A 15,261-nucleotide genomic window follows, 5' to 3' on the forward strand; every position below is an offset into this window, starting at 1 on the left:
GTAGACGGATGCTTAAAAGTGCCTGAGCTTTAAGGAAGCGCCGGCCAATGCGGGATATGTCGCGTCGATACACAAGCTTCACGGGTTCAGCGGGCTGACTGCTGGAACTAACACTCTGGTAACGCACAAATAAAAAGGGCCCCAGGGGCCCTTTTGCACTCAAACTAAAGTCACTTGGTCAGCCAAGACTCAACTGTCGCGGCGCCGTGCTTCGATTTCCAATCTTTAAGCGTTTTGTGGTTGCCACCCTTGGTTTCGACGACTTCACCAGTGTGAGGGTTTTTATAAACCTTCAACTGGCGAGGCTTGCGACTGCCCACTTTGGACTCGGCTACTGGAGCCCGTCGACCGGCTTGCGGATCAAGCAGGTTGATCACGTCCTTCAGGCTATAGCCGTATTTTGCGAGCAAATCGCGCAGCTTCGTCTCGAATTCAATTTCTTTCTTGAGACCTGCATCACCCTTGAGGGCTTCGAGTGCTTGGAATTGTTCGGCGAGGTGTTTTTCGAGCTGGCGGAATTCTGCGAGTTTGGACATGGGAGTTTCCTAAGCAATTGGTACTGTCAAGTCACAATAGAATAGACACTTGAATGAAGCAGAAGTATCAATGTTTAGATTCTATAAACTGCTCGGGTACAGAACGTCGAAAAGCGCTGAGTAGCCGACGCAAGCGGAGCGCGCAGGCTGGCACAGCCGAAGGCGTGAAGGATGGACGCCCGCAGGGCCGAGATACGGCGGGACGCGGGAGCTCGGTTCGCCACAGCCTGCCCGCGCACAGCGGCTCGCCAACTGAAGTAAGTCAGTCAGATCTTGCGGCCCGACTCAGTAGCGCTAGAGAAGCCACCAACCCCACATCGGTAAACTCCCAAATTTTCCCACCAGGATAAGCAATCAAAATGGGAAGTGTATCGTAATGATAAATTGCGACTGCTGCTTTGCCAGCTCAGCGATACCTCCATTGCAGTGCGCCAGAGTAGTAGAGCACTGATCACAAGGTAGTCAGGCGATTAAGCTGCTCAACCGAAGGAAATCCCAGTGTCCGATAGCGACGTGGATAGCCCGCTTCTGTAGCCAGCAGATCGCCAAGCTCGGATTCAAGTTCACTCCAGGAGACGGTTTTGACTGTCGCGTCCCCACCCTCAACAGGTTCAACCAACGCGACGCGATCTGTCTTGGGCAACAGCGTCAGCACACCTTTTGTCCAGGCGCTCATCGATACCGTCTGGTTTGGTTGGTCAGCCATTTGGAGGAGGTTGTAGGAGGCGACGAAGATGTCGATGCCCTTTTCCAGATTGAGCTTGTCGAGCAACTCTTTCTGATTGGCATAATTACTCTGCAGCAGCAAATGCTCCAGTGTAACCAACCGACTGCTGACCCCTTCATCATCACAGTTAAACGGTATGATATCGCGACCTTCGTAGGTGTAAATATCGGTAGAGACAGCACGCCCCCTTTCAAGAGCCTGGAAAGCAAGCTCTACCATCTGACGAATTCCCTGTTCGTCCTTGTCTCCAGTGACCATCAGGACGTCTCGACTGGGCACCATGAACACTGGCCGACCTTTAACTGGCACGCGCTGAAGGACATCTGGCAACAACACCCTGCTGGTGTCGTACCCATCCGCCCACTCCCCAGCGTATAGGCCTGGAATAATCTCCCCGAAGGCTTCGTTTGTCGTATCACGCAGGTTCTCGATGGAGATCTTTACCGCCTCTTCCATCGTCACACCCCAATGTGCTTCGGGGCCATTGGTAAGGGTGGCAGTGGACTCGGGCGAATCGACAGCAAGCAGAATAACGCAGTCTCGGCCCAAAGGCTGTGAAACATAATCGTACTGCTTGTCGCCATTTTTACGGGCGTGTTCCAGTCGAATTTCTTCAAGCATGGCAAGGTTGCGAATCACCGGACGCAGCTGTGCTTTGACATTATCAAACACAGTCTCGGTTTTTCTACCCGCCTCTAACAGCGTCGATACGTATCCGGTCAGAACGGCGGATTTCTGTGCTTTGTCTGCATTTTGATAGTCGCGAAAGGCATTATGGAGATTGAAGTACGATCCATCCCCATGGCGGATGCGGAACTCGTTCTTCTCAAAATTCAGATTCTCGCTGAAGCCAGCTTTACGAGTCGAATCCATAAATTTTTTGGCAAATGCTTCATCAGTTAGCGGTCGATTGAAGAATTTGTCGAGCAGGGAAAAAAGCATGTACAGAATCCTTTTTGTCAGCAGGCAATTGTAAACTGAATAGCCCCTGTTTCTGTAGACACCTGATGACCGCTTTTGGCCGATTTCTGCCTGTCGCGACCGGTTGAAACCGATATCGTCGCGACGATTCAGCCACAAAATTTTCAGCCTTTACGCAATGCGCCTCCTCTTTTGCGGTCTGTAACCCTGACTCCGCAAAAGGAAAGGCTTCATGTCGATACGCCCTCTGCTCTGCCTGCTTGTATTGCCGTTGTTCGCAGGCTGCCAGTTTTTGCCCCATACCAACTACTTTACCGCGCCCGAAAACGAGCCTAACCCTGCCTGGGTACGTATCGTCGACTACACGCAGCACGCCGAAATTTACCAATACGAAAACGGCAAACGTTCGGGCGGCGCCGTTCGCACCGGCCCCCTGCCGTTCACCCACACACAGGACGTGGGCATGCCAAAGGCAGGGCAAGACCTTACATGGGACTATTACGAAACGCAGATCCGACCCGGTATCGAAACGCAAGTGGATCTATTCTGGGAGGGGACACGCACTCGTTCCTGCTATGTCTCGACGAAGTTCACGCCCCAAGCCGGACGCTATTACCAGTTCAGGCTGACATCCGGCTCATCAGGCAACTGTAGCTTGTACGCATCACTGATCGAGCGCGACAAGGAAGGAAGCGGTTGGCATCTCACGCCAAACCCGCAGGTGACCTATAACGGCGATGGACCGACGGCCAAAACCCATTACGAGAACAGCCGCTTTGAGAACCCCAATTATCGTCCACCCGCGGATCTCTATCCGGGGATAGACGTTTACTAAACAGGTAAACGACTACAAGGAATCGTTGATTGGCTAGCGCAAAATACTTCCGAATGATCGGTGAGCGAGCCTCAGAGGATCTGTTTGCATGGTCGGCATTTGTCGTGCAAACAGAATTCCTATGGCAAGACACGGCGTCAGTCCAGGACGCCGTCGCTTGGCAGCGTGTTTGGTTCGAGCTGGAAATACTCAACGGGCTTGCATTGGCGCAATGGGAGGATGAGGGAAAACCTGATAACTGGTCGTGCCGCTGGAACACCGACTATCGACAAGAAGCGGCGGTCCTGGCGAATGAGTTGTTGGAGCTGCTGTGCGATGCAGTCTGTTCAAAACATGCCGAATAGAAACTCGGCTGCTCAATGAACCTTTGTCTTTGGGGACTTGTCATTACGAAAATGGGCATGACCCGGTATATCCGGCTAGACCTGTCGCAAGGTGAGTATATGGAAGACATAGATGATTTTAGATTTAGATGCCACGAGCTACTAGTTGAGCTTGATGCCGCCAACACCAAAATGATGATGATGGTGGTCTCGAAGAGAGTTTCAGGGCCTGATTGGGATGAGGAAGTCAAAAAGCATCATGAAGCATACAAGGCCTGGAACTCTTTTCTTAATCCCGTTACCGTCCCTCCAGACGATCAGCATTAGTTCTTATTAAGTGGCCAGAAGGTTCCCGAACAATGGGGCTGGGCACGACCAAGTGTTGTAAATGCTTCTATCGTATCGGGCCGGAATCAGTCTGGGGTATCGCCATTGCCAGCTTTGCGTCGAAAGCGGCTTTTAGTAAATGGCGGCTAATGGCCGATGTGGGACCTTCGTGAGAGGCAGCAGTCGATGCGTTCAATGTGAAGGACCTTGGAGCCATTTTTTGACGATAGCGTGATATGTGCCATCTTGCTTGATCCGATCCAATTCTGCCCTAAACCGTTCTACGGTTGCGTCTGGCGTAGCTGGACTGAAGGCCATGTACAGCCCTTCTTCACTTGATAGCTCGGGTAACGGCAGTGAACGCACCATCGTCATTTCAGGATCATCCCCATTCTTGCGCATGAGGTGAATGGCGTTGAGCTCATTGGAGATCCACAGCTCAACGTGATCGACCTTGAGCTTGCGGTAAGTGTTCTCGTACATGCTGCTAGACTGTAACTCTTTGCCCACCTGGAACCCGTGGGCCATCATGTATTGCTCACCAACGTCCTGTTTGACAGTCGCGATGTGATACTGACGTGCATCGTCGAGTGAATTCAGCCAAATAGGTCTTTCGGACAGACTGAACAGAAACCACCTCGTCAGGGCTTGCTCGACCAAAGAAGGACGAGTAAAGAATCCAGTCCCTCGATTGGTTTCAATTTAAGGAGCAGATATAGGGTCGCTACCTCTTCCGCCCCCCGGATACCCATTGCGCGTCCTGGCCTGACGCTTGATTTCCATCTGACGGCGTGTCCATAGCTGGCAATCGGTACTCCAGACCGCTCTCCAAAGCAGCCCCGTAGGGCAGGTCGGATTTTCCCTCAACAACCTATCCTGCCACGGTTTGGAACGGGGCTGGCCGGAGCATGGGCTACGCATGGTTACGGTGCGGTTGCCGGCAGCTCTTGGCACCAATTGATAGAGCGCAGCGCTTCCTCGGCAGGCGCAAGCGCGTAGCGCGAATAAAACATTGTTCCACCGAAACGACCGTCGTCGACTTCGCCCAAGGTCCGTCCGTCCTTTTAGGTAGAAGTGCTGAGTTGGTCTGCGATGTAATACACCTTTCCATTTTCGACGGTGATATCGAAACGTTTGTTAACCATACCGCTGATGAAAGGTGGCGAGGTGGAGGCGAGACTGTGCTTGCCGGCGGGAATACCTGCTTTGAAAAAACTACCTGAGGGCAAGGTGCCGATGGCGCGGCCATCGACCAGAATGGTCGGGGCGACCCCGTTACCGATACTGGCCGACGTGCGATAGAAGTACACTGTGGCCTCATCCGGACGGGGTTCTGCACCTGCTCACGACAGACCCTTAGGGATGAGTGAGGTTGGAGCGCGATTGCCACGCTGTGGCTCTGAAGCATCTCGATGCTGGCTTGCCCAGAAAACATACAATCTGAAGACTTATAAGGCCCCTGCACGCTCTGGAAATCGGGAGTAGCCGCGTATCAAATCAGCTCCCTTTTCTGCAATCATCATCGTCGCGGCGTAGGTATTTGCAGAAGGCATCATCGGCATAACAGAGGCATCAATTACCCTCAGGTTCTGCATGCCATGCACTCTTAGTTCATGACTAACCACAGACATCTTGTCGGAAGCCGGCCCCATGCGTGCGGTGCCGACCAGGTGGTAACCCGTTGAGCCGTTCAGTCGACAGAAATCCAACATCTGCTCATCGGTTTGCACCTTCGTGCCGGGTATTGTCTCTTCCACCAGGTATTTGGATAGCAGCGGCGAATGCAGCAATGCTCGGATAATCTTCATCCCCCCCACCATTACATCCTGGTCCGTCGAGTGTTCGAGATAGTTAGGCTGTATGATCGGGTCGACAAAAACATCCTTGGACACTGCACGCACGTAGCCTCGGCTCATTGGCCGATGCTGCCACCAACCGCCCGTCACGCCAGGGTAGTTATCCAATACGTAGTGCCTACCCTCCTTGTAACTTCCAGGAGTGAAGACGCATTGGAGGTCAGGCAGCTGGATATCGTCCTTCGACTTGCAAAACAGAAATACCTGTGAAGGAACCAATGCCAGGATATTCGGCTGCTTCATTGCCCAGCGCATGATTTGCATCCCCAGGCGAGGGCCTCGCGCAAGTTCATTGAGGGTGACGACATCGGAACGTGCACGCATGACCATGCGCGCAGAGTAATGATCGATCAGATTTTCACCCACACCAGGCAGTTCATGTACCAATTCAACGCCCAGCTTGGCGATCAATTCGCTCGGCCCAAGCCCGGACACTTGAAGCAAACGGGCCGTATTAGCGGTACCGGCACTGATGATCACTTCACGCTTCGCCAGAACTACAGTTTCCTCTCCACCCTGTTTGCGCAGAAAGCTTACGCCGATGGCCCGCTTCCCCTCGAAAAGCACTCGATTGGCGCGTGCGTTAGTCAGGAGCTTTATGTTCCCTCCTTTCAAGGCGGGGCGAAGAAATCCTTCGGCAGCGCTGACACGATAACCGCGGTCAATCGTGCGCTGAAAATAGCCGACCCCTTCTTGATCTCCTGCGTTGTAATCCGGGTTTCGCCGATAGCCGTGCTGGACCGCAGCGTCGATAAAAGTTTCAGATACAGGGTGGAACCAGTCCATGTCCGTCACAGGGATGCCGCCCGTGCGCCCGCGCACCGTATCATCACCCGGCCCGACCCTGCGTTCTGTCTTGGCAAAGTAGGGAAGCACATCGTTGTAACTCCAGCCCGGATTGCCCAGAGCCGCCCAGTTATCGTAGTCGGCCGGCTGCCCACGAACATAGATCATGCCATTGATGGAACTGGAACCCCCAACAACTCGACCTTGTGTAGTTGAAATCGGTCGCCCGCCAGAGCCATGGGACGGTTGTGTTTTGAACTGCCAGGTAATTGCTTGCTGGGTCAGCGTTTTTACAAAACCGGCGGGAATATGCACGTAGGGCCGCAAATCCCCTGGCCCCGCCTCAAGAATGCACACAGACACTGACGGGTCTTCTGCCAATCGAGCAGCCAAAATCGAGCCAGCGGCCCCAGCTCCAACAATCACATAATCAAAAGTTTCAGCCTTTAGAGCGTGCGCATTCATTTTTTATACCTGTGGCAGGTTGAGCAAAAACATTAAAGACAATGAACGCTGGAGAGAAAATAAAACCCTACTAAGGATTCATATTTAAAAACCGAGCGGTCCCACAATCACAACTACCCAAGTAGTGCAATCCATCAAACTTTATGGATAAAAACAAACGCATTCTTGAACGGGGTCGATGCTAACAAGCCTGCCAACGCAACAAAAACGATTTTTTTTGAATCACAGGTGCAAAAAATTCACCGCCACTTTTTCATTGGGTCGAGTTGATTAAATTCCCATCAGCGTGCACTCACCGACTTATTAGAAGGCTGCTGCGACATCCAAGCATGTTAGCATCACGAAAGTTTCACTCCCCTCGCTCAAATGAATTCACTTCACTCGGAGGCTTCATGTCACTCGGATCATATGAGGTCTTTGTTGCCATCGTAGAGCGCGGCAGTCTGGCCGCCGCCGCGCAACAATTGAATTTGTCGCCTTCCGCAGTCAGCCATGCACTTGCCGCCTTCGAGCAATCACTTGGCTTTTCGCTGTTCATTCGCGGCCGGACGGGTGTTCGCCTGACGGCTGGCGGAGAGGAATTGCTGTTAACGGTGCGAGAAGTGCTTCAGGCCAACGAAAAACTGCGCCAGCATGTGGCACAACTGCAGGGCCTGGAGACAGGTACCGTGACTATCGGCACGATCAGCTCAGTCAGCGTGATGTGGATGCCAAGTATCATTCGATCATTCAAGGAGCGATTTCCGCGAATCAAGATAGTCATCGAACAAGGGGGCTATGACGACGTTACCGATGGCATTTTGAAAAACAGGGTAGACCTGGGTTTCGTAACTTCACCAGGTGCGCCAGGTCTTGAGTTGATGCCGCTCTATGTAGACCCCTTGTTGTGCATCACGCCCCAAGCGTTCGAACCGCTGAATAAGGCTTACATGACAGTCGCGGAGCTTTCGAAAACCAATGTAGTGATGCAGCGCGAAGACTGTGGCAAGGACCTGCACCAGTTGCTGAACACTCACAAGGTGGTGGTGCGAGCCTGCGCCAAGGCGGTCGATGACGCGGCAATTATTGCTATGGTTGAAAGCGGTCTGGGCGTTAGCGTCATCCCGCGCCTGGCGCTGCAGCACTACCAGACAACCGCCCAAGTGTTTCCTTTCGCTCCGGCGGAAAGCCGCGCGATTGCCCTGGCATCACTCGGTTATGAGGCTCTCTCGCCAGCAGCCCGGGAAATGCACGACCAGATTGTGCGGTACGTCACCCATTGGGCAACGCATCAATAGGAGATGCTGCTCAATTCCCGCTGATGAAGTCTGCGGCCCCGATCCGCGACTTAGATGCCCGTCTGGCCAAACAGTTGTTCGATTTGCTCCAGCAACCCATCGGCAAATCGTTTAGCCGGCATTTCGGCCATGGATATTTGCGTTGAGGTTCCCTGAAGGCCAGCAATCTGCCAGATATGATCCATCAACAGACTGCGCAAATGCTCGTGATCACGCACCTTCAGACGCACTAGCAAATCCAGATCCCCCGTAATCAAAGTGACCTCTTGCACTTCGGGCATTCCCCATAAACGGCACATGATGTCCGCCAGATCGTGGCCGGCAACAGCGGTGATCGACAAGTAGACCGTTTGCGTATAGCCCACCAAGCCCCAGTTGATTTGTACCGAGTAACCGGTAATGACACCCGCGCGCTCCAGCCGGCTCATTCGCTCGCTCACGGTCGGTGCGGAGATTCCGAGCGCCACCGCCAACTGACGCTGAGACATGCGGGCGTCGGCGACCAGGCTACGCAAAAGTGCCACATCAAGTTCATCCAACTTGTAGGCTACACCAACGGGTGCCGCCACCTCTCTTATTCTCGCCAATGATGCTTGTTGCTCGATCACTGCCCGCCCCCGATCGCTGAACTCATCAAAAATAATGGTGGAGATTAGCATTTGCGGCCAGACGTTGAGCCCATCAAAACAAAACTATTTATGCGTATATTTTTTCATCTGAAAGATCAAAACTTTCACGGATTGTCAATCGAATAGCCGTGTGTAGAATAATGTTCAAGTATGAAATATTGGTCGGTATTACGGAGACTGCTATGCCCGCTCGTAACTTGGATGCTCATCTCTTCATAAATGGTCAGTGGCAAGAAGGTCACTCGGGTACGCGCGATAACGTGGATCCTGGCACCGGAGAGACCATCGGCATAGTCAGTCTGGCTGACGCCTCGCAGGTAAAAGCTGCGATTGATGCCGCCGCCGCCGCCTTCCCGATGTGGAGTCGGTCTGCGGCACCGACCCGCAGCGCCATTCTCAAGAAGACCTCTGCCTTGTTGGCCGAACGCGTCGACGAACTGGCATCCGTACTGGTTCTGGAAGGCGGCAAGACTAAAGCCGATGCATATGGCGAAGCCCAGCGTACGATTGAAACCTTTGCCTGGAATGGCGAAGAGGCCACGCGAATTTTCGGTAAGGTTCACACCGGCCTGGTTGAAGGGAGCACGCGCTTTTCAGTGCCCACCCCACTTGGCGTAGCCGCCGCGATCACCGCGTGGAATTTCCCTGCAGTACTGGTCGCACGTAAGTTGGGGGCCGCACTTGCAGCGGGTTGCACAATCGTGCTGAAGGCGTCCGAGTTTACGCCGTGCAGTGCCAGAGTTATCGTTCAGGCCTTGATGGAAGCGGGCTTGCCAGCGGGTGTCGTCAATCTGGTGTACGGCAACCCGGCCGCTATCAGCGAGCAGTTGCTCGGCTCGCACACGGTAAAGGTTATCTCCTTTACCGGCTCCACTCAGGTGGGCAAAACCCTCGCCAGCCTGGCGGCCAAAAACCTCACGCGTTGCGTGTTCGAACTCGGAGGACACGCTCCAGTCATAGTCTGGAGCGATGCCGATATCGAGAACGTAGTACGGGTTACCGCGCCCGCCAAATTCGGCTCTGCCGGCCAATCATGCGTGGCACCTACACGCTATCTGGTCCACCACGCGGTGCATGATCAACTCGTACGTGCGCTCGTCGAAAAGGCCGAGTCTTACCAGTTGGGCCACGGCACGATAGAAGGAAGCACACTGGGACCCGTCGCGCACGCAGGGCGTATCAAAGAGTTCATGCATTTGATTGATGATGCCGTGACCAAGGGCGCAACCCTGGAAACCGGCGGCTATCAGCTGGACTGCCCGGGCTTCTTCTTCAAACCTACAATTTTGAGCAATGTACCGTTGAATGCCGAGGTGCTGTTTGAAGAACCGTTCGGGCCTATTGCGACCATCCAGAAAATCAGCTCGGTAGACGAGGCGCTGGAACATGCCAATGCCGGGCCCTACGCGTTTGCCGCTTACCTGTTCACGGACTCAATGCGGGTGCGTAATCAAGTGGTGAGCGGTCTGAACGCATCGAACATCGGCGTCAACCAGACCGCACCGTCACTGCCCGATGTCGCGCTCGGCGGCCTGGGCAATAGCGGTTATGGCTATGAAGGCGGCACAGAAGGCGTACTGGCCTACACCCAACTGAGGCTGATCAGCCAATCCGCAATTTGAGTGGCGCAATGCACCACCTGCGGCATGACGCTCCAGCCGAACAGGCAGGCGTTCACCAATTACCGAATAAATAAACCCAGGGATGCGGGAACGGCCTGTTGCCACACACAGGCCGCGGGTCAGTATCGCCCGCAAAAGCACCCTGTTTTCAGCGCAGAGCCGCCGTAGCGGTCCTATTCAGAGGTTGATATGACAACGCCAATCACCATCGCAAAAGTAATTGCTTCCCCAGGTATCGGTGGTTTTTTCTTCGACGACCAGACCGCCATCAAAGCCGGGGCGATCCGCGACGGCGCCACTTATAAGGGAACCGCGGTAACACCGGGCTTCAAATCCGTACGGGAGCCTTCGGAGTCCGTTTCAGTGTTATTGGTGCTGAGCGATGGCTACATTGCACAGGGCGATTGCGCAAGCGTTCAATACACCGGCGTAGGCGGACGTGAACCGCGCTTCCACGCTCGCGAGCTGGCCACGCAAATCGAGCAGGAGCTGGGGCCGCGCCTGGTGGGCATGCAGGTGAATGTCTTTCGTAAAGCAGCCCTCGAAGCAGAAGCATTGATTGATGAGCTGTTTGAGTCCAAGCGGGCCACGGCATATGGCGTGTCTCAAGCACTCCTCAATGCCGCAGCCCACGCAGCCGGCCACCACTTGATGGCTCAAGTCATCAAGGATGAATGGAACATCGCAGCTCCTTTGGCCGCAGTTCCGATCTACGGGCAATCGGGCGATGACCGCTATACCAACGTCGACAAAATGATCATGAAAAGTGTTGAGGTGCTGCCGCACGGGCTGATCAACACTCCTGAACTTGTGGGCGTTGATGGCATCGCCATTGAAGAATACATCGGCTGGCTTCGCGCGCGAATCAGTCAATTGCGCGTCTGCGACACCTACCAGCCGATCATCCACCTGGACGTGTATGGCTTGATTGGTGCCGAAGCGAAAGGCTCGCTTGAACACACCGCAAACATCATTCAGCGCTTGGAGCGTGCGGCCGGGCCCCATGAACTTCGCCTAGAACATCCGATCGATGCCGGCAGCCGCGATGCCCAGATTGAAACAATGGCCGCCTTGCGCCAGATTCTGAAAACCCGCGGCAGCCGAGTCTCAGTCATCGCTGACGAGTGGGCCAACACAGTCGAAGATGTGCATCTTTTCGCAGTCGCCGGCGCAACAGACATGGTGCAAATCAAAACCCCCGACCTGGGTTCCATTCATAACGCCATTGACGCCATCATCGATTGCCAGAAATACGGTATCGGCCCGGTACTGGGTGGCACATGTGCCGAGACAGATCAGTCCGCCCGTGTCACCGCCCATATCGGCATCGCAACCGCTGTAAGCCAAATGCTGGCCAAGCCCGGCATGGGCTTTGATGAGGGCTACAACATAGTCTTCAACGAAATGAACCGAGCCCTGCGAATCGCCGAGGCCCGCTCCAACTCATGACGCCGCGGGGGAATGCATATTCCCCCCCACCGAAAAACCTGAAATTGTTGTTCCTATAATAAAAAGCCCTAACCCTGAATAGAAATCTGCCTTTAATTAAACATTAAAAATAAAATGCGGAGTACTGTTATGAAAGGCTTAAAAGTAAGCACTGCGTCTTTGTTTCTAACCGTACTTTTCGCGGCAGGCGCGAGCTACGCGGACGACATGTCTTTATGGAAAACCTACGAGCAATCCTTCAAAGAAGCGAAATACATCGACCTGACCCATGCATTCGAGCCTGACATTGCCGTGTGGCCGGGTTTCGGTGGTGCAACGTTCAAAGCTGCGACCGCTGGCGCGACGATTCCCGACTTTGTGAATAAAGGTGATGAGTTCACCTACGAGAAACATGGTTTCGTCGCGACGGCCTACGACTTGCCTACAGACCAGTACGGCACTCAGTTAGACCCACCCGCGCACTGGAACCCCCTTGGAGCAACGATTAGCGACTTGCCCGCGACGTTCAGCGTACGTCCACTTGTAGTGATCAACATCGCCCCTCAGGCTGCCAAAGACCCGGGCTATCACCTGCAGGTCAAAGACATCCTGGCATGGGAAGCCAAACATGGCCGAATCCCGGCAGGCTCGGTCGTGATGGTTCGCTCGGACTGGTACAAACACTGGGCTGAACATGAACGATTCCGAACCGCCCCATTCCCTGGCGTGAGTCTTGACGCACTCAAGTTCCTGCATCTGGACCGGAAAATTCTGTTCCATGGCCATGAGGCACTGGATACCGATACCACACCAACGGCCGAAGGCGAGGCATGGTTGATGCACAACAACTTCGCTCAAGCAGAAGGTGTAGCCAACCTGGATAAAGTCCCTGAAGCAGGCGCCCTGATTTCTATCGGCTTTGCCAAACCGCTGGGCGGGACCGGCGGGTATGCACGCTATATCGCCATTGCCCCCTCGACCTGGAAGCAAGGAGAGACGCTGCGCGCATCACCGGGCGCTCCGTTGCCGACCCAGAAATTCCCGCTCAAACGCGACAGCCTTGGAGTCATGCGTCCGACGCCTTGACCGGCGCGGATATCGAATGAGCGATCCGCTGACCGCTCATTCGCAGTGCCCCTGCAACAACCGGAGAGCGATAGCGATGACACAAGCATTTCGTTGGCCAAGCTACTCAGACTTCTATAAATCGTCCACCTACTCCAGGTTTCCGCAGGAACATCGCAGCGCGCCGGGTAACCTTCAGTTCGAAATGATTCGTGTTGAACAAGACACCCATGACTTTATGGACCCTTCAGTACCTGAAGTCGTTATCGCAATGCCACTCTCCGTCGCCGAGAACTGCACTTACTCTTGGAATATGGGCGAAGGCTGGCGCAATGAGCTCGCGGTACCCGGAAGAGTGATGGTTATTCCATCGTGTAAGGAGAGCCATTGGAAAGTCAGCGGTGAGCGAGAAGTGTTGCTAATTACTGTGCCTACGGCAACGTTGAGCAAAGTGCTCTACTCCATTACCAGTCGTAAAATAACGGAGGTTTTTTCCAGGCTTGGCGAAAAAACCTGGGAAGGCACTTTCTTCGCGTCAGCCATTACTACCCTTTGGGGCTTAACAAACAGTGACGGTCCAGCGCATAGAATCTTGGCCGATGCCACACTCACCAGCATTATAAGCGGGTTGTTCATCATTGGAGGTGATACTCAAGCGGATGACAAATCCATCGCCCTCCCCGTATGGCGACAAAAGAAAGTCGAGGCTTACGTAGACGAAAATCTCCATGAAGAGATTAACGTGTTCGGTATGGCAGAGGCATGTGGTCTGAGCGGTCGCCACTTTTCCAGAGCGTTCAGTGAGGAGCTGGGGCTGACGCCCCACCGTTGGCTGACACTCAAAAGAATCAGTCGGGCCAAAGAGCTCTTGCTGAAAAACGAAATGGATATCGCGCAAATCGCAGATATGTGTGGCTTTTCCAACCAGAGTCACTTCAGTCGGGTGTTTAAAGACATCGTCGGGAAACCACCAGGACGCTGGCGGGCAACTGAATAGTCATAACACTCAACAAGCATGCGAGCGTCGGCCACGTGCTGCAAATAACACTATTCAGCCATTTATTATCCGATACAGACGCGCGATACAAAATACCGCGCACGTCCTGTGGACGCTCTCGCGAACACGTCGGTAAGCTGCAATAGCACCCTTATAAAACCCATATCAGAAAAACCAAGTAGTCATTTGATTCACTGCCAACAGAATAACAATAACTGATTGCTCGTCTGCGTAATTTGCTTTGAGCAGTCAAAAAACAGGCGCATTGGAGGTGTTATGAAGTTCAGTAAAAGACCCGTTAAATGGCCAGCACTGGCGAAACTCAGCGTGTTCCTGCTAGCCGCAACTATTGCACCACTGAGCCTGGCAGATGATGTCATCAAAATTGCTGTCGTCGGCCCCGCAACTGGCGCTGTCGCCCAGTTCGGCGATATGGTGTTTATGGGAACAAAAATGGCCGCGGAGCAAATTAATGCCGCTGGCGGCGTCAACGGTAAAAAACTGCAGTTGGTGACCTATGATGACGCGTGCGATCCGAAGCAAGCGGTGGCGGTCGCTAACAAAGTGGTCAACGATGGCATTAAATTTGTTGTGGGCCACGTATGCTCCAGCTCCACACTTCCAGCTTCGGACATCTACGAAGATGAAAGAATTCTTATGGTAACGCCCTCAGCCACGCACGAAGGCATTACCAACCGTGGCTATAAGATGATGTTCCGCACCATCGGCCTTGATGGCCTTCAGGCACCCGCCGCCGCCGACTACATTGCCGATAAACTCAAACCACATGTCGTCGCGATCATTCACGACAAGCAGCAGTTTGGAGAAGGCATAGCCACCGCAGTGAAGAAGCGTCTGGACGCCAAGGGCGTGAATGTCGTGATATTTGACGGCATTAACGCTGGTGAAAAAGATTTCTCATCACTGATCACCAAACTCAAGAGAGCGAACGTCGATCTGCTCTATTACGGTGGGTATCACCCTGAAATGGGCATGATTCTTCGTCAGTCCGCAGAAAAGGGCTTCAAGCCCACATTCGTCAGTACCGACGGTGCGGGCAATAGCGAAATTAGTGCCATTGCCGGAGCCGCCAGTGAAGGATTACTGTTCACTCAACCAAAGGCATTTGACCAAGATCCAAAAAATACGGCGTTGGTCAAAGCGTTCAAACTACAAAACCAAGACCCCAGCGGCAACTTTGTAATGCCCGCCTACACCGCAGTTGAAGTGATTGCCGAAGGCATCAAGGCAGCCGGTAGCGAAGACACCGAAAAAGTTGCAGAAACCCTCAAGAAAAAAACGTTTGATACGCCTATCGGCCTAATCTCTTTCGATCAGAAAGGTGACTTGAAAGACTTCAGTTACGTGGTCTACACGTGGCACAAGGACGGCACCAAAACGTTAGCAAACTGATAGCGCCAAGGAATGCTCGCACTTGTTGCGGGCATTCTTTTTTCAAGCCTGATA

Annotated in this window: 14 protein-coding genes and 1 pseudogene; 9 read left to right on the forward strand and 6 right to left on the reverse strand. The window is 53.6% G+C overall.

Annotated features, from left to right (window positions below; all coding sequences use genetic code 11):
• Positions 1-170 precede the first annotated feature (170 nt).
• Entirely contained in the window at positions 171-536 is a 366-nt protein-coding gene (locus CQ002_RS07935) for a histone-like nucleoid-structuring protein, MvaT/MvaU family (protein WP_105162260.1), read from the reverse strand.
• A gap of 451 nt (positions 537-987) precedes the next feature.
• Positions 988-2,205: a DUF1444 family protein gene (locus CQ002_RS07940; protein ID WP_105162259.1), complete on the reverse strand. Its 1,218-nt coding sequence runs from the start codon at positions 2,203-2,205 to the stop codon at positions 988-990.
• Positions 2,206-2,416: 211 nt separating this feature from the next.
• Between CQ002_RS07940 and CQ002_RS07945 the strand changes: the two genes are divergently transcribed.
• From CQ002_RS07945 to CQ002_RS07955, 3 genes are all read left to right on the forward strand, one after another.
• Positions 2,417-3,019 carry a hypothetical protein gene (locus tag CQ002_RS07945; protein ID WP_099602351.1) on the forward strand — a complete coding sequence of 201 codons (603 nt, stop codon included), beginning with the start codon at positions 2,417-2,419 and terminating at the stop codon, positions 3,017-3,019.
• Between the two features lie 29 nt (positions 3,020-3,048).
• On the forward strand, positions 3,049-3,363 hold the full coding sequence (locus CQ002_RS07950; RefSeq protein ID WP_371919444.1) for a hypothetical protein: 315 nt from the start codon (positions 3,049-3,051) through the stop codon (positions 3,361-3,363).
• 99 nt (positions 3,364-3,462) lie between these two features.
• Positions 3,463-3,669: a hypothetical protein gene (locus CQ002_RS07955; protein ID WP_234010447.1), complete on the forward strand. Its 207-nt coding sequence runs from the start codon at positions 3,463-3,465 to the stop codon at positions 3,667-3,669.
• A gap of 192 nt (positions 3,670-3,861) precedes the next feature.
• Here the strand turns inward: CQ002_RS07955 and CQ002_RS07960 are convergent, their stop codons facing one another.
• The 3 genes and pseudogenes from CQ002_RS07960 to CQ002_RS07970 all read right to left on the reverse strand — a co-directional run bounded on the left by CQ002_RS07960 (position 3,862) and on the right by CQ002_RS07970 (position 6,776).
• Positions 3,862-4,329 carry an ABC transporter substrate-binding protein gene (locus CQ002_RS07960; RefSeq protein ID WP_234010445.1) on the reverse strand — a complete coding sequence of 156 codons (468 nt, stop codon included), beginning with the start codon at positions 4,327-4,329 and terminating at the stop codon, positions 3,862-3,864.
• A gap of 404 nt (positions 4,330-4,733) precedes the next feature.
• Positions 4,734-4,982 (reverse strand): annotated as a pseudogene (locus CQ002_RS28460) (DUF2846 domain-containing protein); the annotation flags it as partial.
• A 135-nt stretch (positions 4,983-5,117) separates the two neighbouring features.
• Entirely contained in the window at positions 5,118-6,776 is a 1,659-nt protein-coding gene (locus tag CQ002_RS07970; protein WP_105162256.1) for a GMC family oxidoreductase, read from the reverse strand.
• A 392-nt stretch (positions 6,777-7,168) separates the two neighbouring features.
• Here CQ002_RS07970 and CQ002_RS07975 point away from each other — a divergent pair, with 392 nt between their 5' ends.
• Complete coding sequence (locus CQ002_RS07975) at positions 7,169-8,053, forward strand: LysR family transcriptional regulator (RefSeq protein WP_105162255.1); 885 nt, start codon at positions 7,169-7,171, stop codon at positions 8,051-8,053.
• A 50-nt stretch (positions 8,054-8,103) separates the two neighbouring features.
• On the opposite strand, the gene CQ002_RS07980 is transcribed toward CQ002_RS07975, so the two are convergent.
• A complete protein-coding gene (locus CQ002_RS07980; protein WP_105162254.1) occupies positions 8,104-8,712 on the reverse strand; it encodes an Lrp/AsnC family transcriptional regulator in 609 nt (202 codons plus the stop codon).
• A gap of 152 nt (positions 8,713-8,864) precedes the next feature.
• Between CQ002_RS07980 and CQ002_RS07985 the strand changes: the two genes are divergently transcribed.
• The 5 genes from CQ002_RS07985 (at position 8,865) to CQ002_RS08005 (ending at position 15,207) form a co-directional block, all read left to right on the forward strand.
• Entirely contained in the window at positions 8,865-10,304 is a 1,440-nt protein-coding gene (locus CQ002_RS07985) for an aldehyde dehydrogenase family protein (protein ID WP_105162253.1), read from the forward strand.
• Positions 10,305-10,493: 189 nt separating this feature from the next.
• Complete coding sequence (locus tag CQ002_RS07990; RefSeq protein WP_105162252.1) at positions 10,494-11,753, forward strand: methylaspartate ammonia-lyase; 1,260 nt, start codon at positions 10,494-10,496, stop codon at positions 11,751-11,753.
• A 129-nt stretch (positions 11,754-11,882) separates the two neighbouring features.
• Entirely contained in the window at positions 11,883-12,818 is a 936-nt protein-coding gene (locus CQ002_RS07995) for a cyclase family protein (RefSeq protein ID WP_105162251.1), read from the forward strand.
• A gap of 16 nt (positions 12,819-12,834) precedes the next feature.
• Positions 12,835-13,794, forward strand: coding sequence for an AraC family transcriptional regulator (locus tag CQ002_RS08000; RefSeq protein ID WP_105162250.1), 960 nt, complete (start codon positions 12,835-12,837; stop codon positions 13,792-13,794).
• Positions 13,795-14,070: 276 nt separating this feature from the next.
• Entirely contained in the window at positions 14,071-15,207 is a 1,137-nt protein-coding gene (locus tag CQ002_RS08005) for a high-affinity branched-chain amino acid ABC transporter substrate-binding protein (protein WP_105162249.1), read from the forward strand.
• Positions 15,208-15,261: the final 54 nt, after the last annotated feature.

The sequence above is a fragment of the Pseudomonas sp. MYb13 genome (assembly GCF_002980075.1).
GTDB lineage: Bacteria > Pseudomonadota > Gammaproteobacteria > Pseudomonadales > Pseudomonadaceae > Aquipseudomonas > Aquipseudomonas lurida.